Origin of the sequence: Halocynthiibacter namhaensis, from assembly GCF_000812685.1 — a bacterium.
GTDB lineage: Bacteria > Pseudomonadota > Alphaproteobacteria > Rhodobacterales > Rhodobacteraceae > Halocynthiibacter > Halocynthiibacter namhaensis.
Window position 1 is genome coordinate 34,083 of record NZ_JWIF01000027.1, and the last position, 20,333, is coordinate 54,415.

Annotated in this window: 14 protein-coding genes and 2 tRNA genes; 6 read left to right on the forward strand and 10 right to left on the reverse strand. The window is 54.4% G+C overall.

Annotation, left to right across the window (positions count from 1 at the left end; translation table 11 throughout):
- Positions 1-188 precede the first annotated feature (188 nt).
- Positions 189-1,799 (reverse strand): ABC transporter substrate-binding protein, encoded by a 1,611-nt coding sequence (locus RJ38_RS05100; RefSeq protein ID WP_039017823.1) that lies wholly within the window; start codon positions 1,797-1,799, stop codon positions 189-191.
- A 387-nt stretch (positions 1,800-2,186) separates the two neighbouring features.
- Here RJ38_RS05100 and RJ38_RS05105 point away from each other — a divergent pair, with 387 nt between their 5' ends.
- Genes RJ38_RS05105 through RJ38_RS05115 form a run of 3 tightly spaced genes read left to right on the forward strand, consistent with a single transcriptional unit; the run spans position 2,187 to position 5,734 of the window.
- The gene (locus RJ38_RS05105) at positions 2,187-3,164 is read left to right on the forward strand and encodes an ABC transporter permease (RefSeq protein WP_039017857.1); all 978 of its coding nucleotides are present in this window, start codon (positions 2,187-2,189) and stop codon (positions 3,162-3,164) included.
- Between the two features lie 10 nt (positions 3,165-3,174).
- Positions 3,175-4,089, forward strand: a complete 915-nt coding sequence (locus RJ38_RS05110) for an ABC transporter permease (protein WP_039017824.1) — start codon at positions 3,175-3,177, stop codon at positions 4,087-4,089.
- A 4-nt stretch (positions 4,090-4,093) separates the two neighbouring features.
- Positions 4,094-5,734, forward strand: coding sequence for an ABC transporter ATP-binding protein (locus tag RJ38_RS05115; protein ID WP_039017825.1), 1,641 nt, complete (start codon positions 4,094-4,096; stop codon positions 5,732-5,734).
- 136 nt (positions 5,735-5,870) lie between these two features.
- Here the strand turns inward: RJ38_RS05115 and RJ38_RS05120 are convergent.
- From RJ38_RS05120 to glpX, 4 genes are all read right to left on the reverse strand, one after another.
- Positions 5,871-5,945 (reverse strand) — tRNA-Glu (locus RJ38_RS05120).
- Positions 5,946-6,093: 148 nt separating this feature from the next.
- A tRNA-Glu gene (locus RJ38_RS05125) sits at positions 6,094-6,168 on the reverse strand.
- A 111-nt stretch (positions 6,169-6,279) separates the two neighbouring features.
- Positions 6,280-8,067: a single-stranded-DNA-specific exonuclease RecJ gene (gene recJ / locus RJ38_RS05130; RefSeq protein ID WP_039017826.1), complete on the reverse strand. Its 1,788-nt coding sequence runs from the start codon at positions 8,065-8,067 to the stop codon at positions 6,280-6,282.
- 3 nt (positions 8,068-8,070) lie between these two features.
- Entirely contained in the window at positions 8,071-9,042 is a 972-nt protein-coding gene (gene glpX, locus RJ38_RS05135; protein WP_039017827.1) for a class II fructose-bisphosphatase, read from the reverse strand.
- 212 nt (positions 9,043-9,254) lie between these two features.
- Here glpX and aspS point away from each other — a divergent pair, with 212 nt between their 5' ends.
- Together aspS and RJ38_RS05145 are read left to right on the forward strand one after the other, a co-directional pair.
- Entirely contained in the window at positions 9,255-11,033 is a 1,779-nt protein-coding gene (gene aspS / locus RJ38_RS05140) for an aspartate--tRNA ligase (RefSeq protein ID WP_039017828.1), read from the forward strand.
- A gap of 133 nt (positions 11,034-11,166) precedes the next feature.
- Entirely contained in the window at positions 11,167-12,558 is a 1,392-nt protein-coding gene (locus tag RJ38_RS05145) for a multicopper oxidase family protein (RefSeq protein ID WP_039017829.1), read from the forward strand.
- 9 nt (positions 12,559-12,567) lie between these two features.
- Here the strand turns inward: RJ38_RS05145 and hemE are convergent, their stop codons facing one another.
- Entirely contained in the window at positions 12,568-13,602 is a 1,035-nt protein-coding gene (gene hemE, locus RJ38_RS05150; protein WP_039017830.1) for a uroporphyrinogen decarboxylase, read from the reverse strand.
- Between the two features lie 121 nt (positions 13,603-13,723).
- Here hemE and hemC point away from each other — a divergent pair, with 121 nt between their 5' ends.
- Entirely contained in the window at positions 13,724-14,680 is a 957-nt protein-coding gene (gene hemC / locus RJ38_RS05155; protein WP_039017831.1) for a hydroxymethylbilane synthase, read from the forward strand.
- Positions 14,681-14,753: 73 nt separating this feature from the next.
- Here hemC and RJ38_RS05160 read toward each other — a convergent pair whose 3' ends face one another.
- From RJ38_RS05160 to pta, 4 genes are all read right to left on the reverse strand, one after another.
- Positions 14,754-15,629: a dimethyl sulfoxide reductase anchor subunit family protein gene (locus RJ38_RS05160; RefSeq protein WP_039017832.1), complete on the reverse strand. Its 876-nt coding sequence runs from the start codon at positions 15,627-15,629 to the stop codon at positions 14,754-14,756.
- Entirely contained in the window at positions 15,629-16,375 is a 747-nt protein-coding gene (locus tag RJ38_RS05165; protein ID WP_039017858.1) for a 4Fe-4S dicluster domain-containing protein, read from the reverse strand. Before RJ38_RS05165 ends, RJ38_RS05160 begins: the two co-directional genes overlap by 1 nt.
- Complete coding sequence (locus RJ38_RS05170; protein WP_039017833.1) at positions 16,372-19,215, reverse strand: molybdopterin oxidoreductase family protein; 2,844 nt, start codon at positions 19,213-19,215, stop codon at positions 16,372-16,374. The genes RJ38_RS05165 and RJ38_RS05170 overlap by 4 nt, the downstream gene beginning before the upstream one ends.
- A 64-nt stretch (positions 19,216-19,279) precedes the next feature.
- The gene (gene pta, locus RJ38_RS05175) at positions 19,280-20,329 is read right to left on the reverse strand and encodes a phosphate acetyltransferase (protein WP_039017834.1); all 1,050 of its coding nucleotides are present in this window, start codon (positions 20,327-20,329) and stop codon (positions 19,280-19,282) included.
- Between the last annotated feature and the right edge of the window lie 4 nt (positions 20,330-20,333).

Sequence of the window (20,333 nt, forward strand, 5' to 3'; positions counted from 1 at the left end):
TGGTGGACTTTGCCGGGCTTATGTCGCCCGTTGTAGTCGCACCTTAAGAGGAGGGTGTCGTAAAATAAACAGTTATGTCGCTTTTGTTTTCTTTAGGCGGAATATGCGACCGTGCGCGTCGCTTTTGAGACAAAAAAGGCAGCGACTTTTCAGTCGCTGCCCCTTGTTTCAACCCAAAGGGGATTCGCTTATGCGAACCACCAGCGTTCTGCTGCTTTGGTGCCATCGAGTGTCCAGTTGGACGCGATGTTTTCAGAATGTGCAACGTCTTTGGACACGCCCATGATATAGTTTGCAAACATCGGAACAGTCGAACCACTGTCGTCTGACAGAAGTTGCTGTGCTTCAGCATACATGCCGCGACGCTTGTCTTGGTCCAATTCGGAACGTGCTTCTGTGACGATCGCGTTGAAACGATCTGCACTTGGCGTGTCGCGGAAGGCTGTGTCGTTCCATTCTGATTCTTGAACGTAACCGGATGTGAACATCCAATCCTCGGTTGGGCGACCAGACCAGTAAGACGCACACCAAGGTTTTTTGTTCCAAACGTTGGACCAGTAACCATCGGAAGGTTCACGTACAACTTGCACGTCGATGCCAACTTCTTGTGCAGATGCTGCGATCAACTGGGCGGCGTCTACGGCGCCGGCGAAGGCAGCGTCTGATGCTGACAATTCGATGGTGCCAGAGTGACCGGATTTCGCATAATGGTGACGCGCTTTATCAGCGTCGAACTCGCGCTGTGGCAAGTCAGATGCGTGGAAGCGGTTCGCAGTGGAAATCGGGTGGTCGTTGCCAAGTGCGCCGTGGCCGTGCAGGATCTTGTCGACAAGTTCCTGACGCTTGATGGAATATTTTAGCGCAAGACGCAGATCATTGTTGTCAAACGGTGCTGAGTCACCACGCATCGGGAAGACATAGTGCAATGTGCCTGTGACTTCTTGGATGTTGATGTTTGGCGCGCGACCGAGAAGGGCAACCGTTTTTGGATCTACGCGGTCAATCGCGTGAACATCGCCAGACAGCAAAGCGTTTTGGCGTGCTGTTGCGTCAAGCAAGGCGAGGATTTCGACTTCATCGAAATGACCCGCATTCTCTTTCCAAGCATTGCCGAAACGTGTGGCTGTTGCGCGGACGCCTGGCTCATAGCTGTCAATTTTATATGTGCCGGTACCAATACCTGAATGCGCGTCCATTGTGCCATCTGCGGACAGGGGCAGGATTTGCAGGTGATAGTCGCTCATCATGTAAGGGAAGTCGGCGTTTGGCGCGTCCAAGGTGAAGACAACAGTGTTGCCGTCAGCTTTGATTTCTTGGATCGGGGATACGATGCCCTTTGCAGCCGAAGTTGAATCTTCGCCGCGGTGCATGTTGAGAGAGGCAATCACATCTTCAACGGTCAGTGTTTTGCCGTTGTGGAATTCAACGCCCTGACGAATGTTGAAGCGCCATGTTTTCGCATCTTCAGATTCGAAAGTTTCGGCCAATTCGCCAACCAATTCATTGCGGTTGTTCACCTCGGTCAGTGTGTTGCCGAAGAGATACCCAATGGAACCGATGAAGTTGTTTTCATATGTTGATGGGTCAAGCACGTCGGTGGTGGAACCAGCAGCGATACCTTGAACGAATTTACCGCCCTTTTTAGGGGTCTCGGCCATCGCTTGGCTGGCCCAACCCAAAGCGGTTGGGATCACAACGCCAGCTGCGACCATGGACTGCATAAAGCTGCGGCGGGAAATTGTTCCAGCGGTCAGCTTTTGTTTCTGTTGTTGAATAAAGAGGTCTTTGCGAGAACGCATGCCTTGTCTCCCTGTGGTGGTTATCATTCTTGCCTGCACGCTACACGGGCGCGCGCAAAGGGCCAAATAAAATTGTACGGTTCCTTGGGGTTAAGTGCCGTTTTTGGTGGCAAAGATCTATATGCGACGCTTTGTGTTTTTAATGCGAAATTGAGGTGTGGCATATGCGGATACTTTTACATCAAAAGCGACATGCGATCTTCATGTTCGTTCGTATACGGTTGGTTTTTTAGGCTTCCGACATCCCATGCGAGGACTGAAAACGACATTATTATAGGGAAAGCGCCTTTACAGATCGGCAAGTCACTGCATAGCATGTCCCAAACATGGAGCGCCGGACAACTGCCAACCATCAAGGCATGGCAGGCGGGCGCCAGGGGGGAAATCGTGAATTTAATTCTGCAAACCATTCTAAAGCGCCTTGCGCTGGGGGTGGTGACACTGTTTTTCGTGTCGCTCGTCATTTTTAGTGCAATTCAGTTTTTGCCGGGCGACTTTGGTGAAGCCGTGCTTGGCCAAGCCGCAACTGAAGAAACCGTTGCAGCGTTTCGGCGTGAACTTGGTCTCGATCAGCCTGCATGGCAACGCTACCTTGATTGGGTCGGCGCTGTGGCAACGGGTGACTTTGGCACGTCCTTCTCCGGTCGCGCATCTTCCGGTGTAGACCGTTCACGCCCTGTGATGGAAATGATCGCACCACGCTTGGAAAACACATTGTTCCTTGCAAGCATCACCGCGATGGTTGCGGTTCCGCTGGCTTTGTTCCTTGGGATCACCGCCGCGCTTTGGCGCAATTCGATCTATGATCGGGTGGTGAATGCGATGACGCTGACCTCGATTTCCTTCCCTGAATTCTTCGTCGCCTACATCTTGATTCTGTTTTCAGCTCTTTGGTGGGGCCTGCCAACTTTGGCGAACATCACGGACGGTATGCCGTTTTGGGAAAAAGTGCATAAGTCATTGCTGCCATCCCTGACCCTGACCCTTGTGATCGTGGCGCATATGATGCGCATGACGCGGGCTGCGATTATCAATCTTCTGGCCAGCCCTTACATTGAAATGGCACGCCTAAAGGGGCAAAGCCGTATCCGTGTGATCCTACGCCACGCGCTGCCAAATGCATGGGCACCGATTGCAACCGTGATCGCGTTTAACCTTGCTTATCTGGTGGTTGGCGTTGTGGTTGTCGAGGTTGTCTTTGTTTACCCGGGCGTTGGTCAGTTGATGGTTGATGCGGTTGCATCGCGTGACATTCCTGTTGTGCAGGGCTGTGCGTTGATCTTCGCGGCGACCTATATCTTGCTGAACCTAACCGCAGACATCATTGGGATCGTTACGAACCCACGTTTGCTGCACCCGAAATAAGAGGCACCCAATGACCGATACGAACACCTATTCGGCAGCCTCAGAGGTTGCCAGCACCATCACCCGACGCACCCGTTGGGAACGTATGAAAATCGCTTTGAAGAAGGCACCATTGACGGCCTGGTTTGGCATGATCGTCATTGCTTTCTATCTGTTTGTCGCCGTTTTTGCCCAGTGGCTTGCCCCACATGGCGAAGCAGACAACAGCTTTGCCGCCTATCTGCCCTGGGGGGAACCTGGGCATGTCTTTGGCACCGACCAAATTGGCCGAGACGTATTCTCGCGTTTGATTTACGGGGCACAAAACACCATCGGTATCGCGCTTGCGACCACGCTTTTGTCCTTCATGATTGGGGGCACACTTGGTCTTGCGGCGTCTATTCGGGGCGGTTGGACAGATCAAATTCTGTCGCGCATCGTTGATATTTTGATGGCAATCCCAAGCCTGATTTTCGCGCTGATGCTTCTGTCGGTTTTTGGCTCTACCGCGGGAAGCTTGATCATCATCATCGCGCTTTTGGACAGCACGCGCGTTTTCCGGATCACCCGATCCGTTGCGGTGAACGTTGTTGTCATGGATTATGTCGAAGCCGCGCGTCTGCGTGGGGAAGGCCTTGGCTGGGTCATGCGCCGTGAGATCTTGCCAAACATCATGCCGCCTTTGGTTGCTGAATTTGGTCTGCGGTTCTCGTTTGTGTTCCTGACCATCGCTTCACTGTCGTTCTTGGGTGTGGGCCTTCAGCCCCCAACCGCAGACTGGGGATCTATGGTGCGTGAAAGCGCGTCGCTGATGCAATTCGTGCAATATGACCTGAAATCTGGCCTCACCCCATTGCTGCCCGCCGGTGCAATCGCGCTGATCACGGTGGCTGTGAACTATGTCGTTGATTGGTTCTTGCATATGACCAGTGGCCTGAAGGATTGAACTGATGAGTGAAGATAGCAAACAAAACGAAGGCAAGGCCGGTGATATCCTTCTTGAGATGCGTGACATTCGCATCGAGGGCTGGTCTGATGAGAAATGGAACCCAATCATCAAGGGCGTCGACCTGACATTGCGTCGCGGCGAAGTCCTTGGCTTGATTGGGGAATCTGGTGCTGGCAAGTCAACCCTTGGCCTTGCGGGTATGGGGTTCACCCAGCCTGGCTGCCGCATCACAAGTGGATCCATCATGTTTGATGGGATCGATTTGGTGAAGGCCACGGACAGTGAAAAACGCGCACTTTGGGGGTCTCGTGTGGCCTATGTTGCGCAATCTGCGGCGGCCTCTTTCAATCCGGCACATCGCCTGATTGACCAAACGGTGGAAGCCACGGTTGCCCATGGTTTGCAGGGGGAAGCGGCGGCGAAAGATGATGCGCGTGAATTATATTCCGCGCTGACATTGCCCTTCCCTGAAACCATCGGCGAACGATACCCGCATCAGGTGTCTGGTGGGCAATTGCAACGTGTGATGACCGCGATGGCCATGTCACCGCGCCCGGATTTGATCGTGTTTGATGAACCCACAACCGCGCTTGATGTGACGACACAGGTCGAAGTTCTGCTGTCTATGCGCAAGATCGTGGAAGAATTTAATACAGCTGCGATCTATATCACGCATGACTTGGCCGTGGTGGCACAGATGGCGGATACGATCAAAGTGCTGCGTTACGGCAAGGAAGTTGAAGAATCTGAAACGCGCCAGATGTTGACCGCCCCAAAAGAGGATTACACCAAATCACTTTGGTCGGTGCGTGCTTTGCATAAGGAAGCGCAACCGTCTGATGATATTGTGCTTTCCATCGATGGTGTCGATGCGGCCTATGGGCGTGGCTTGAAGGTTTTGCATGATGTGAACATCAAAGTGCCACGTGGACGCACGGTGTCGATTGTGGGGGAATCAGGGTCTGGTAAATCCACAACCGCGCGTGTGATCACCGGGCTTTTGCCGCCGATGACGGGGCAGGTGATGTTCAATGGCGAAGCCTTACCGGCTGAGTTAAGCGGCCGATCTAAGGAACAGCTTCAGAAGATCCAGATGATCTATCAGATGGCTGATACTGCGATGAACCCGCGCCAAACCGTGGGTGAAATCATCGGGCGTCCGCTTGAATTCTATCATGGCCTGAAAGGTGCTGCGAAAGAACAGCGGGTGTTGGAACTTCTGGACATGATCGAGTTGGACGAAACGTTTTACGATCGTCTGCCATCTGAGATGTCCGGTGGGCAAAAACAGCGGATCTGTATTGCGCGTGCCCTGGCGGCCGAACCTGAGGTCATCATCTGTGACGAGGTGACGTCAGCCTTGGATCAGATCGTGCAGGAAGGCATCCTTAAGCTTTTGATGAAGCTGCAGGAAAAGCATGGAATCACCTATTTGTTCATCACCCATGACATTGCCACGGTTGAGGCAATTTCTGACGAAATCGTCGTGATGTATATGGGCGAGGTTGTGGAACAAGGCCCGAAAGATGAAATCATGTCCGCGCCTTATCCCGACTATACGAAACTGTTGCTGTCATCCGTTCCAGAGATGGACCCGGATTGGCTGACAAAGTTGGCTGAAAGCCGCGACGACACCGCCTAAACTCGATATATGCTGATCAATACAATGATGCCGGGGCTGCAAATGCAGGCTCGGCATTTTTTGTGGGGGTGGGGGATAAGCGCGGAATATACGCAATCATCATCTAATCAAAGACTGAGCGCTGAAAGGATAACCGTGGTACTCCCTAGGGGAATTGAACCCCTCTTTCCAGGTTGAAAACCTGGCGTCCTAACCGATAGACGAAGGGAGCACCGTTCGGTGAGCGGGTATTTAGCTTGTCCTTTTGCGCGGGGCAAGAGGAAAAATAATATCTTTCGAATTTCTTATCGAAAAATGCAAACAGCGAAATTCAAGCAGGAATTTCAAAGCGTGTAGGAATTTGTAAGATGGGGTAACTGTGGTACTCCCTAGGGGAATTGAACCCCTCTTTCCAGGTTGAAAACCTGGCGTCCTAACCGATAGACGAAGGGAGCACCGTTCAGTGAGCGGATATTTAGCTTCTTCGCGGGGGAGGGGCAAGAGGGAAAATCAAAAAAATGTGGTGGTTTGTAAAGTTTTTTGTGCCCGGACCCATGGGAGGTATCTTAAACCTCAGCGGCGTCTTCTAGACGCAACTGCACCGTTTCACGCCCCTGCCAACGGTTGATTTCAAGACGTCCAGCCAAGTGAAACAGCGCGCCATTGTGGTCTTGCAGGCTGTGTCCCAAGGGTGTGTCGAAAGCCCCAAAGCAAATCGCATCAATACGCGGGCCCATGCCATCGCCAAAGCTGATCTTCAAATGTGATTCTCCAACCCGCTTGGCGAAGAATATTTTCTGACTGGCGAAAGCAAAGCGCGGACCAGGGGCACCGGCACCAAAAGGACCCGCAGATTCGATTTTTGCAACCAGATCCGTTTGCGCAGCACCCGGCATCAACATGGCATCGATTTTCAACGCCGCAGGTCCACCAAGACCCGCGCCTTGTTTTGCCAATAATTCCTCAAGCCGCGCCATAGCCGGTTCAAGTTGGGCCCGCGATAAGGACATCCCCGCCGCCATTTTATGACCGCCACCTTTTTCCAGCAGACCTTCTGCCACCAATTTTTGCACCGCATGACCAAGATCAACGCCCGACACGGATCGCCCCGACCCTTTGCCCGCATCGCCATCAAAGCCAATGACAATGGCGGGCAGATTTGTGGCTTCTTTCATGCGCGAGGCAACGATTCCCACCACGCCCGGATGCCAACCATCATCGGCCGCCCAAGCAAGTGCAGCGGGCTGGTTGTTCTCGGGCGTATGGGCGTCGAGGCGATTTTGGACCTGATCCATTGCGACTTCGCGCGTCAGGTTTTCGATCTCGCGGCGTTCACGATTGAGAGTTTCAAGTTGCGCCGCCATTGCGCTGGCTTCTTGGGCGTCTTCCGTTGCCAAAAGACGCGCGCCAAGGTCGGCCTTTCCAATGCGACCACCCGCGTTAATACGGGGTCCAAGCAGAAAGCCAAGGTGGTATGACGTGGGCGGGCCATCCATGCCCGCACTGTCGGCAAGCGCAACCAAACCCGCGTGACGGCGCTGCGCCAGAACCTTTAGGCCTTGGCGCACAAAAGCCCGGTTCACACCGATCAAAGGCGCAACATCGGCAACCGTGCCAAGGGCAACGAAATCAAGAAGGTTCAAAAGGTTGGGGCCTTTGGCGCCCGCTTCGCGCATTTGACGTGTGACCTCCACAAGCGCTAAAAACACGACGCCCGCCGCGCAGAGATGCGCCAGATCACCGCTTTCGTCCTGGCGATTGGGGTTCACCACCGCATGCACATCAGGCAGGGTCTCGCCGCCAAGGTGGTGATCCAAGACGATAACATCCGTATCCCCCGCCGCCGCCAAGGCCTCATGGGACAGGGTGCCGCAATCTACACAAACGATCAGATCGTGATCTTTAGCAAGTTCTGAAATCGCAGGGGCGTTGGGGCCATATCCTTCGTCTATCCGGTCGGGCACATAAAGCGTCGCACGTTGATCAACAGGATAGCCAAGCTCGCGCAACCAATGGATCAACAGCGCACCAGAGGTGCCACCGTCCACGTCATAATCTGCGAAAACCGCGATGCGTTGACCGGATTGCGCCGCCAACAGAAACCGTGCAGCGGCCTTTTCCATATCCAACAAGGACCGGGGATCAGGCAGTAAATCTCGGAGAGAGGGTTCCAAATAGGCAGGCGCATCCATCGCTGAAACGCCAAGCCTTGCGAGGGTCCGACACAGGGCCGGATCCAGCTTTGTTTGCTGCGCCATAGCTTCTGCTTGGCGCTCGATCTCGACACCCGGCCCCTGCCAGCGCCGCCCGGTGAGCGACGCTTCTACGTTCAGAAAAGCGGGGGCGTCAAACACTGTTTATACAGCGTCGACAGGTGTGCGATATTCCATGCGACGCACGGAACCGGTGCGCGAACGCATTAGGATGGTTTCAGTGGTCATCCAGCCGGGTTCGCGTTTTACACCGGATAGGATAGAACCGTCCGTCACACCAGTTGCGGCGAATAATACGTCCTCGGTGACCATTTCGTCGCGCGTATAGATCTTGTCAAAATCGGTGATGCCTGCTTTTGAGGCACGACCACGTTCGTCATCGTTGCGGAACAGAAGCCGTCCGTACATTTGACCGCCCATACATTTCAAAGCCGCCGCAGCAAGAACACCCTCAGGTGCGCCGCCGGTGCCCATATACATGTCGATGCCAGTGGTTTCAGATTCCGCACAGTGCATAACGCCCGCAACGTCACCGTCAGAAATCAAACGGATCGCCGCACCAGTTTCGCGAATGCCTGCGATAACGTCTTCATGGCGAGGACGTTCCAACACACAAACGGTGATGTCTTCACAAGCGCAACCTTTGGCTTTGGCAAGGGCTTCAACACGTTCCTTTGGCGACATGTCCAAAGTCACAACGCCTTCAGGGAAGCCTGGGCCAACCGCCAGTTTATCCATGTAAACGTCAGGTGCATGCAGCATGGAGCCACGTGGGCCCATTGCGATCACGGTCAAAGCGTTTGGCATGTCTTTCGCGGTCAGGGTTGTGCCTTCCAGCGGGTCAAGCGCGATATCAACGCCAGGACCTTCGCCTGTGCCGACTTCTTCGCCGATGAACAACATTGGCGCTTCGTCGCGTTCGCCTTCACCGATGACCACAACACCTGCGATATCCAGCAAGTTCAGCTGTTCGCGCATAGCGTTCACAGCGGCTTGGTCAGCAGCTTTTTCGTCGCCACGGCCAACAAGGCGTGCAGAGGCAAGGGCAGCAGCTTCAGATACGCGGGCAAGGCCCAGAGACAGCATACGGTCGTTAAAGTCAGTCGTCTTGGGCATTTTAGCATTCCCGGATAAAAACAAAAGTTGCGCCCGGTTTAATGTGCGCCGGCCTTTCGGGCAAGGTGATTTGGCATCATAAAATGGCCGAATTGGGCCGAGGACGAAGATTACGGCAGAATATCGGCCTCAGACACGCCGTCTGCTTGACTTTTGCGCCTGTCTGCTGTGTATCAATCCGGACTAATTTTTTACCCTGAAGGGGACGCGAAATGCACGCTTATCGCAGCCAGACCTGTGCCGAACTTAACAAATCCAACGTGGGCGATAATGTACGCCTGTCCGGCTGGGTGCATCGGGTGCGAGATCACGGCGGATTGCTGTTTATCGACCTGCGCGACCATTACGGAATTACGCAGATCATGGCGGATGCCGACAGCCCTGTTTTCGCAGAGCTTGAAAAAGTACGGTCTGAATGGTGTATCCGCATTGATGGTAACGTCATGGCGCGCGACGAAAGCCTTGTGAATAAAGCGATTCCAACCGGCGAGATCGAAGTTTTCATTCGCGATTTGGAAGTTCTGGGTTCTGCGCAAGAACTGCCATTGATGGTGTTCGGTGATCAGGAATACCCTGAAGAAACTCGCCTGAAATACCGCTATCTTGATCTGCGCCGCGAGAAGATGCAGGAAAACATGTGTCTGCGGTCTGACGTTGTGGCGTCCATGCGTCGTCGCATGTGGGATAAGAAATTTCGCGAATATCAAACGCCGATTATCACAGCGTCCAGCCCTGAAGGCGCGCGCGATTTCTTGGTGCCTTCCCGTCAGCACCCTGGTAAATTCTACGCACTGCCACAGGCGCCTCAGCAGTTTAAACAGCTGATCATGGTGTCTGGTTTCGATAAATACTTCCAAATCGCGCCATGTTTCCGCGATGAAGATCCACGCGCTGATCGTTCACCAACAGATTTCTACCAGCTCGACCTAGAGATGTCATTTGTTGAACAACAAGACATTTTCGACACGATCCAGCCGGTTCTTGGTGGGATCTTTGAAGAATTTGGCGGCGGCAAGAAAGTTGACCAAGAATGGGAACAGATTTCCTATCGTGACGCGGCCCTTTGGTATGGTTCTGATAAGCCTGACTTGCGTAACCCAATCAAAATGGAAATCGTATCTGAACATTTCGCCGGTTCTGGTTTTGCGATCTTTGCCAAGCTTCTGGAACAAGAAGGCACACAGATCCGTGCGATCCCTGCGCCCAAAGGTGGGTCACGTAAGTTCTGTGATCGTATGAATAAATTCGCACAACAAGAAGGTCTGCCTGGCATGGGTTATATCTTCTGGCGCGATCAAGGCGAAGGCCTGGAAGCGGCTGGACCTTTGGCGAAAAACATTGGTCCTGAGCGCACAGAAGCGATCCGTCAACAGCTGGGCCTTGGTCTTGGCGATGCGGCGTTCTTCTTGGGCGGTAAACCTAAAGCGTTTGAATCCGTTGCGGGGCGTGCGCGTAACGTGATCGGCGAAGAACTTGGCCTGACCGATATGGACCGTTTTGCATTCGCTTGGATCGTGGATTTCCCAATCTATGAGAAGGATGAGGAAACCGGCAAGATCGACTTTGAACATAACCCGTTCTCTATGCCCCAAGGTGGCATGGAAGCGTTGAACGGTGATCCTTTGGACGTTCTGGGTTATCAGTATGACTTGGCCTGTAACGGGTATGAATTGCTGTCTGGTGCGATCCGGAACCACCGCCCTGAAATTATGTATAAAGCTTTTGAAATCGCGGGTTATGGCGAAGATGAGGTCAACAAACGTTTTGGCGGCATGGTGAATGCGTTCAAATTTGGCGCGCCTCCCCACGGTGGCTGTGCGGCGGGTATCGACCGGATTGTGATGCTGTTGGCAGAACAAGATAACATCCGCGAAGTGATCATGTTCCCAATGAACCAACGTGCGGAAGACGTGATGATGAATGCACCAAGTGAGGCCATGAGCGACCAGTTGCGTGAACTTGGCCTACGCGTCGTTCCACAGGACAACTGATAGGTCCGCGGCGAGAATTTGCCGCATTGAACATTGGTGGGATCAGGTGTTGATCTGATCCCACCGCAGCCAGTCTCTCATATACCTTTCACAAAGGGGCAAGCCGGACGGGCTATGCAATAGGGGACAGGCGATGCAAAGACGTGATTTTCTAAAAATGAGTGCAGCAGGCGTGACGCTTGCGGGTGGTGGCAGTGCGCTTTGGGCGGCTGGGGCCGATCCTGTGGTGCAGCATCTGAAAGTGCAGCCCGCGCAATATGGCCTGATGCCGGGGAAGGTGACCCAGGGCATGGTCAGTCTGGCCGCAGATGCCCCGCCGCCTGTTTTGCGGATGAAACAGGGGCAAGCCTTTGTCGCCAATGTGGAAAACGGCATGGAGGATTACACGGCGATGCATTGGCATGGGCTGCGTATCCCCAATGCGATGGACGGTGTGCCATATCTGACGCAATTTCCCATCGCCCCAAAAGAGATTTTTCAATACACATTCACACCGCCGGATGCGGGCACCTATTGGTATCACCCGCATTGCATGACCATGACGCAAATGGCGCTTGGTCTGACCGGTGTTTTGGTGGTGGAAGAAGCGGATGATGTTGGCTTTGACAGCGAAGAGGTGCTGAACCTGCGTGACTTTCGCCTGAACGGCGAGGGGCAATTCATTGACCTTTATACTGGGCGTGGTGCGGCACGTGGGGGCACCCATGGCACGGTGATGGCGGTGAATTGGCAAGACGTGCAACGCAGTGATCACGCGGCAGGATCGCTTGTGCGGATGCGGGTTGCGGCGACAGATACGACGCGGATCTATAAGCTTTATTTTGTGGGTACTGACGGCGAAATCATCGCATGGGACGGCCATCCGGTGGATTACGCGGTGCCTTTCCCGGTGTCTGGTGATGATCCTTTGATCCTGTCGCCGGGCCAACGTATGGATGTGGCGTTGCGCATGCCTTCAACAGAAGGCGAGACCGTGAAATTGATGGCGCGTGTGCCGGGTGGCGTGCGTGAATTGGCGGTCTTGACGTCGGTGGGGCAGGATGCAGGGCGTGTGTTGTCTGAACTGAAACCCCTGCCGCGCAATCCCCTGTCTGAACCTGACCTGACCAATCCTCGGGTCGAGGAATTCGTCTTTGGTTGGTCCCCGGAAGGCGATCTGCCCAACAATGGGTTTTGCGGCACGCTTGGCTATACGTTTTGGTCGATCAATCGCAAACCTTGGGCTGGGGATGCGTCGGAAGGCACGGCGGCTTTGGCGCGCCTGAACCTTGGGGAAACCGTTGTTTTGCGCCTGCGTAATGAAAGCCCGAACCTGCATCCGATCCATCTGCATGGGCTGGCGTTCCGGCCGATCCGGTCGAACAAGCGTGACGTTCTGCCCAATATGACGGATACGGCACTGCTGTTGAAGGACGAGGTGCTTGAGGTCGCATTGGTGGCGGATAATCCCGGCAAATGGGCCTTCCATTGCCACGTGATTGAGCATCAGAAGACCGGGCTTGCCGGGTATATTGAGGTGGTGTGAGGGGAATGATTACCCCTCGCGCACGGCGTCGATCATGCGCTGCACATTGTCGGGATCGGCGTCTGGTGTGATGCCGTGACCAAGGTTGAAAATATGCGGACCATTTTTCAGGGCTTTGCAGATACGTTTGGTTTCAGACACCAGTTTGTCCCCGCCTGTGACCATGTGCTTTGACGCCAAGTTGCCCTGAACACAGCCATCAGTTTGCAGGTTTTCAGCCGCCCATTCCGCACTGATGGAATTGTCGATCGCCAGGCAATCCGCACCTGTGGCTTTGGCGAAACCGATATAGCCCGCGCCCGCTTCACGTGGGAAAGCGATGACGGGTGTGTTGGGATATTGTGCCTTCAGGGCCGTGATGATTTCCTTGGCAGGTTGCAGCGCGTAGCGTTGGAAATCAGCGCCTTTCAGAGAACCCGCCCAGCTGTCGAACAGTTTGACAACCTCGGCCCCGGCCTCAATTTGCGCGGCAAGATATTCGATGGTTGCTTGCGTGATCTTCGCCATGAGCGCGTCAAAAGCTGCGGGGTTTTCGTTTTTCAACAGATGTGCCGGGCCTTGATCCGGTGTGCCACGGCCCGCGATCATATAGGTCGCCACGGTCCAGGGCGCGCCCGCAAAGCCGATCAATGTGGTTTCTTTGGGCAGTTCAGACGCCAAGATTTTCACGGTTTCATAGATCGGCGATAGGGTCGCGTCGATCTCACCCACCGGGCGCAGGGCATCGACGCCTTCCATGGATGTAATGGTGGACAGGCGCGGGCCTTCGCCGGTGACGAACCACAGATCAGCGCCAAGGGCCTGTGGAATAAGCAAAATATCTGCAAATAGGATGGAGGCATCAAAGCCATAGCGGCGAATGGGCTGCAATGTGACCTCTGCCGCGAGTTCTGGGTTGTAACAAAGCGACAGGAAATCACCGGCCTGGGCACGTGTTGCGCGATATTCGGGCAGATACCGCCCAGCCTGGCGCATCATCCAAATTGGGGGGACTTCTTGCGTCTCGCCTGCAAGTGCTTTCAGGATGGTTTTTTGCTGTGCCATGATATGCGCCTTTCTTGGTTTCTCCCTGCCTCACGCCTGTGCGGCGTGATGTCAAGTGAACAACTGTCGCGCCCCGCATCCAGGCCATTGTCAGTGGGTGTTTTCGGGGTTAAATGGAGGAATGACTTTGACACTCCCCACCCCCGCTTCACCGCTGAAAATCGGCACCCGTGGATCACCCTTGGCCCTTGCGCAGGCGTATGAAACCCGTGCGCGGTTGATGGCGGCGTTCGATCTGGTGGAAGATGCATTTGAGATCTGCGTGATCCAAACATCAGGCGACAATCGTCAGCTGATTGATGCGGATCGTCCCTTGAAGGAAATCGGCAATAAGGGCCTGTTCACCAAAGAGATCGAAGAGGCGTTGTTGTCCGGTGGCATTGATATTGCTGTGCATTCGATGAAAGACATGCCGACGGTGCAGCCTGAGGGGCTGATCCTTGATTGCTATCTGCCGCGTGAAGATGTGCGCGATGCTTTTGTGTCGCTGAAATACGCGGGTATTGCGGATTTGCCAAAGGGTGCAACCGTTGGCACATCGTCCCTGCGGCGTCGGGCGCAGTTGTTGAATACCCGTCCTGATCTGAATGTGGTTGAATTTCGTGGCAATGTGCAGACGCGGTTGAAGAAACTGGGGAATGATGTTGCGGATGCGACTTTCCTTGCGATGGCTGGGTTGAACCGTTTGGGGTTGGATGTGCCGAAAGCCGCGATTGAGGTTGATGACCTGCTGCCCGCCGTTGCCCAAGGCGCGATTGGGATTGAACGGCGTCTGGATGATACCCGTGCGCAGGAAATGCTGAATGCGATCCACAACAGTGAGACCGGGCAACGGCTTGCGGCGGAACGTGCGTTCTTGATGACCTTGGATGGGTCTTGTGAAACCCCGATTGGGGCTTTGGCGGTTCTGGTGGGGGATCAAATCCACCTGCGCGGCGAGATCTTGCGCCCGGATGGATCAGAAAAAATGTGTGAAGAAGGTATTGCGCCAATTTCTGAGGGTGCTGAATTGGGGCGTGCTTTGGGCGAGCGCCTGCTTGCCGCCGCGCCCAAAGGGTTCTTTGACTGGCGTGACTGAACGAAAAAGACCCCGGAAACTTTGAAAGTTTCCGGGGCGTTTTATTTGAAATAAAACGGGGTCGCGCGCTGATTTAGCGTTGGCCGTAATACAGGCCGACGACGTGTTCGGCTTCTGCAAAGAACAACCAACGTGACGCAAACAGGCCGCCAAGGTGGCTGATCACAGCGATCAGGGCCAACATGTGGTTGCTAGGCAGCAGCAACAGTATGGCGGCTGGCAGGATTACCATGAATACCATGGCGATGATCCGCAGCTTTTGCGCGTGTTTGCGAGCAACCATATAGACCATTTCATGCAGCAGATAGTTGGTGCCCGTGTGGGGTGGCTCAAACATCCGAACCTTGCCTATATCACCAAGACCCGTTGCGGTTTCAATCGTGTGGCCGCGTTGGGCAAAGCGTTTGTCACCATCAAACCATGCCAGCAATTGAACTGCGCCTGCGATCAACAGCAACACACCTGCGGCTGTCGCTTGGCCTGCCAATAAGGCCCCGCCCGCGATGGACAGGGACAGAAAATAGGCGCTGGTCAGCGGGTGGTTCCAACGTGGAATGGTTGGCAATTGTGCATAGATCATTGAGGTTGTGAAGACTGTGCCAATGCTAAGCAAGGCGCCGATCCAGCCGATTTGCGTAAGCTTTGTGTCAAAGAAGATCACGCCGATTGCATAGAGGCCCATCAAGATCAGAGACGCCACTGCAAGGCAGCCTTCACGTGACAACCAGCTGGTTTTCCACTGGCTAAAGGCCTTCATGGCGTTCTTGGGATTGCCCAGGTGGAAGGTTGAGGCCAGCAGCCCGCCAACCGACAGGGCGAAGGCGATAAAGAAGAAGACAAAGGCGACCCAACCCGTGACATCAGGCAGGCCCATGCCCAAAAATGCCAGAAGGCCAAAGCCGAGACCCGAAAGGGCGGTGAAGAGGATTACAGAGGGTGCCGGATGCATCAGAGTTTCTCCAGAGCTTTATCAAGCCAACCAAGGAAACCTTTGGTTTCAGTGGCAACAGGCGCAAGCAGGGGGGCCAGAATGTCGATTTCGTCCATTGTGTCTTTGGGACGTGGGGGAAGGTATTTGTTCACGGGTTTCGTGCCAAGTTCAGGCATCAAATCCATACCGCCACGCGCGCGGGTCAGTTTAGATACGTTGCTTTCGGGATCCGCGAAATCACCAAAGTGACGCGCATTTGCGGGGCAGGTGCGCACGCATGCGGGTTCGCGGTCCTCCTCGGGGAGGTTCTCGTTGTAAATCCGATCCACACAAAGGGTGCATTTCTTCATCACACCTGCGGCTTTATCGAGTTCACGTGCGCCATATGGGCAGGCCCAGGCGCAAAGGCCACAGCCGATGCAGTCCTTTTCATTGACCAAAACAATGCCGTCTTCCACGCGTTTATAGCTGGCACCTGTTGGGCAGACGGTCACGCATGGCGCGTCGTCGCAATGCAGGCATGATTTCGGGAAGTGAATGGTTTGGGCCGGGGTTGCTTCTGGTTTGACTTCAAAGCTATGGACCCGGTTTAGGAACGTACCAGATGGATCTTCGCCATAAGCATCCTGATCCGAGAGGGGCGCACCATAGTTTTCGGTGTTCCAACCTTTGCAAGAAATCACGCAAGCATGACAGCCAACACAGGTATCAAGGTCGATGACCAGGCCAAGTTTACGGGTGGTTTGTGCGGGAAGTTGTGTCATTTGCCCACCTTCCATGCGAGGTTTTCAGGACCCTTGCCAACAGGGGATTTGATGGGGTCGAAATCAGGTTGGCTGTTCTCGGGTGGGCCGTCGACCTTTTCGATTTTGACGCGCAGATCAAACCAAGCGGCTTGACCCGTGACTGGATCAGAATTCGCCCAACGCAGACCATCGCCTTTTGGCGGCTGAAGTTCGTGGATGAGGTGGTTCAACAGGAAGCCTTTGGTGGCCTCTGGTGCTTTTTCGTCCAGCGCCCAAGTGCCCTTGCGTTTGCCGATCGCGTTCCATGTCCAGATGGTGTTGTCGTTTAACCCGCCGTGATGGGCGACAGGCACCGTGATTTCACCATGGGCGGATGAGATTTTCGCCCAATCACCATCTTCAAAACCATGTTTGGCAAAGATCTTGGTTGGCAAATACATAGGGTTACGCCCATGCAACTGACGCAGCCAAGCGTTCTGCGTGCCCCAAGAATGATACATCGCCATGGGGCGTTGTGTCAGGGCATGAACTGTGAATTCCTCGGTGTCGACATTATCATCTTCAAAGGGTGCGTACCAAACGGGCAGGGGATCCAGGGTTTCCTTAATGCGTTCGCGCAGATGTTCTGGTGGCTGACGATGGCCGTGACCTTCGGCAGCAAGTTGGAACTTGCGCAAAGGTTCAACATAGAGGTTAAACAGGTAGGGTTGCGGCGCGTCATAGATGCCGGTTTTGACGGCCCAATCCTGATAGGCCATGTTCCAAGGCTTGTAAAAAGCGGCCTCTTCCGGGATGTGATGCACGGCGAAACCACCGTTCTCAATATAGCGATCCATCTGATCCGGGTTCACTTCACCACGGCCAAATTCATCGCCATTTTCGCCACGGAAACCGGAAAGCGGGCCGATGCCAGGTTTGCGTTCGTGATTGACGATGTAATCGGCGTAATCTTTGTATTTCGCGCTGCCGTCTTCATTCACAAAACCGGCCATGTGCAGCCGCGCACCAAGATCACACAGCACAGATTGGAAGCCACGCACATCGCGGTCAGGTTCAATCACCGGCCAACGAATGGCGTCGGCGGCGGCGTCCGCTTCACAGATCGGGCGATCTAAAAGCGAAATACAATCGTGGCGTTCTAAATAAGTCGTGTCCGGCAAGATCAGATCGGCATAGGCCACCATTTCCGAGGAATAGGCGTCAGAATAGATGATGTTCGGGATGACATAATCACCGTTTTCATCTTTGTCCGTCAGCATCTCCATCACACCTTTGGTGTTCATGGAAGAGTTCCAAGACATATTCGCCATATACATAAACAGCGTGTCGATCTTGTAAGGATCACCGGCGTGGGCGTTGGAAATCACCATATGCATAAGGCCGTGGGCCGACATCGGGTTTTCCCAAGTATAGGCTTTGTCGATGCGCGCGGGGGACCCGTCTTCTTTCAGCATCAGGTCATCCGGCCCTTGTACGTAACCCAGATGCGGGCCGTTCAAAGGGGCACCAGGGGTGACTTTGCAGTGGGGTTTCGGGTGGGCTTCCGCAGGTTTAGGGTATGGTGGTTTGAAACGGAAACCACCAGGCACCTCAACCGTGCCCAGAAGGATCTGCAACACATGCAAAGCGCGGCAGGTTTGGAAGCCATTGGAATGGGCTGAGATCCCGCGCATGGAGTGGAAAGACACGGGGCGACCTGTCATGGTCTTGTGTTTTTCACCGCGGAAATCGGTCCATTCTTGTTCAATTTCAAAGGCTTCGTCAAAGGCGACGCGGGCAAGTTCGGCGGCGATTGCGCGGATGCGACCTGCGGGAACACCGCAGCGTTCTTCGACGGCTTCCGGTGCATATTCATCGGACATATAGCGTTCAGCGAGGTGTTGGAACACTGGACGATGGGTTACGTCTTTTACGGTGTGGGTTGCCGCCAGATCAGGCTTTACGCCTTTTTTGTCAAAGGCCGTAGGCTTGCCGGTTGCCCGATCAATGACCAGAAGCTTGTCGTCTTTGTCGCGCAGAAGCAGGCCGAATTCATCGGATGTCTCATCGCCATTCACAAGCACAGGAGCATTGGTGAAACGGGTCAGGTATTCCAGGTCAATCTTGCCGGCTTTCAGCAATTCATGCGCCAGCGACAGGATGAACAAACCATCAGTACCAGGCGTGATGCCGACCCATTCATCAGCAATTGCGTTGTAACCCGTACGAATTGGGTTGACGCCAATGATCTTCGCGCCGCGTTCTTTCAGCTTGGCCAGACCGGTTTTGATCGGGTTTGAATCGTGATCTTCGGCAACGCCAAACAGCATGAACAGTTTGCTGCGATCCCAATCTGGTTGGCCAAATTCCCAAAACGCCCCACCCATGGTGTAGATGCCAGCGGCGGCCATATTGACGGAACAGAACCCACCGTGGGCTGCAAAGTTTGGTGTGCCGTAAGCCTGCGCCCAGAAACCGGTGAAGCTTTGGGATTGATCGCGGCCCGTGAAAAATGCCAGCTTTTCAGGGTTGGTTTCGCGGATGCGGGACAGATGCCCTGTGGCAATCTCTAACGCTTCATCCCAGGAAATCTCTTCGAATTCACCAGAACCACGTGGGCCAACGCGTTTCAAAGGGGCCTTCAGGCGGGATGGCGCGTTGATCTGCATGATCCCGGCAGAACCCTTAGCGCAAAGCACGCCTTTGTTCACAGGGTGGTCGCGGTTGCCTTCGATATAGGCGACACGCATTTCGCCTTCATCGTCTTTTTTCATATGGACGTTAATTCCACAGCGACAGGCACACATGTAACAGGTGGTTTTGCGGATCTCATCGGAAACTTTGGGTGAGGTGTCAATCTGCGGCTGATGATGCGTCATGTGGTATCCTGTTGGCGAGAGAGGCTCTGGCTATTATTCTGCTGTTAAACCCTAATTTGGATTATTATTCTAGCGGGGTCTTTGTGGCTGGGTTACTTTTTTGCATGGCCTGCAACGCGGTCACGGCGATCATTTCAGTTACATCCTGGGCCGAACACCCGCGTGACAGGTCATTTGCAGGCTTTGCGACCCCTTGCAGGATGGGCCCAATGGCTGCGTAACCGCCCAAGCGTTGGGTGATTTTATAGGCGATGTTGCCCGCGTCTAGGTTCGGGAAGATCATGACATTGGCGAGGCCCGCGACATCTGAATCCGGCGCTTTGCGCGTGGCGATTTCAGGGACGAAGGCCGCGTCGAATTGCAATTCGCCATCAACCTGAAGGTCAGGGCGGGCTTTGCGCAAAGCCTGGGTTGCGGTGGAAACTTTGGTCACCATCGGGTGTTTGGCGCTGCCCCGTGTGGAAAAGCTGAGCATGGCGATTTTGGGATCTACCTGCAAAAGCGCCTGGGCGGATGTCGCGGATTGCTGGGCGATGGACACCAGATCATCAGCGCTTGGGTCAATTACGAGGCCACCGTCGGAATAGACCATAGCACGCGCGTCTGGCATCGCTTGTTCAGGTGGGAACATCAGGAAAAAGCTGGAAATCATTGCGGCATCTGGGGCAACGCCGATCACCTGGATTGCGGCGCGCACAACATCGGATGTGGTGTGAACTGCGCCCCCAAGCGTGCCATCCGCATGGCCTTCGCGCACAAGCATTGCGGCGTAAACAAGTGGTGTTTGGACAGCCACGCGGGCTTTATCCGCATCAACGCCTTTGTGTTTGCGCATCTCGTGGAATTGCGCGGCGAATGCCTCTGTCAGGGGGGAAGTCTTTGGGTCGTGAATTTCAATGCCGTCGGCAAGGGGCAAATCCTGCGTGGCAAGGCCTGCGTGAATTTCTGCTTCATCCCCGACAAGAATGACATTCACAAGGCCCAGCTTATGGGCGGCCAGCGCCCCCGCGATAATGCGGGGATCACTGCCTTCGCTTAAGGAAATCACCGGACGTGTTGCAAGCTTATGCGAGCGCAAAAGTTCAACCGGGGTCATCACATCACGTCCAGTCATTTGA

Excerpts from the sequence above, each read along its gene's own strand:
- RJ38_RS05100 (WP_039017823.1), bottom strand. The coding sequence starts at position 1,799 with ATGCGTTCTCGCAAAGACCTCTTTATTCAACAACAGAAACAAAAGCTG.
- RJ38_RS05110 (WP_039017824.1), top strand. The coding sequence starts at position 3,175 with ATGACCGATACGAACACCTATTCGGCAGCCTCAGAGGTTGCCAGCACC.
- RJ38_RS05115 (WP_039017825.1), top strand. The coding sequence starts at position 4,094 with ATGAGTGAAGATAGCAAACAAAACGAAGGCAAGGCCGGTGATATCCTT.
- glpX (WP_039017827.1), bottom strand. The coding sequence starts at position 9,042 with ATGCCCAAGACGACTGACTTTAACGACCGTATGCTGTCTCTGGGCCTT.
- aspS (WP_039017828.1), top strand. The coding sequence starts at position 9,255 with ATGCACGCTTATCGCAGCCAGACCTGTGCCGAACTTAACAAATCCAAC.
- RJ38_RS05145 (WP_039017829.1), top strand. The coding sequence starts at position 11,167 with ATGCAAAGACGTGATTTTCTAAAAATGAGTGCAGCAGGCGTGACGCTT.
- hemE (WP_039017830.1), bottom strand. The coding sequence starts at position 13,602 with ATGGCACAGCAAAAAACCATCCTGAAAGCACTTGCAGGCGAGACGCAA.
- hemC (WP_039017831.1), top strand. The coding sequence starts at position 13,724 with ATGACTTTGACACTCCCCACCCCCGCTTCACCGCTGAAAATCGGCACC.
- RJ38_RS05160 (WP_039017832.1), bottom strand. The coding sequence starts at position 15,629 with ATGCATCCGGCACCCTCTGTAATCCTCTTCACCGCCCTTTCGGGTCTC.
- RJ38_RS05165 (WP_039017858.1), bottom strand. The coding sequence starts at position 16,375 with ATGACACAACTTCCCGCACAAACCACCCGTAAACTTGGCCTGGTCATC.
- RJ38_RS05170 (WP_039017833.1), bottom strand. The coding sequence starts at position 19,215 with ATGACGCATCATCAGCCGCAGATTGACACCTCACCCAAAGTTTCCGAT.
- pta (WP_039017834.1), bottom strand. The coding sequence starts at position 20,329 with ATGACTGGACGTGATGTGATGACCCCGGTTGAACTTTTGCGCTCGCAT.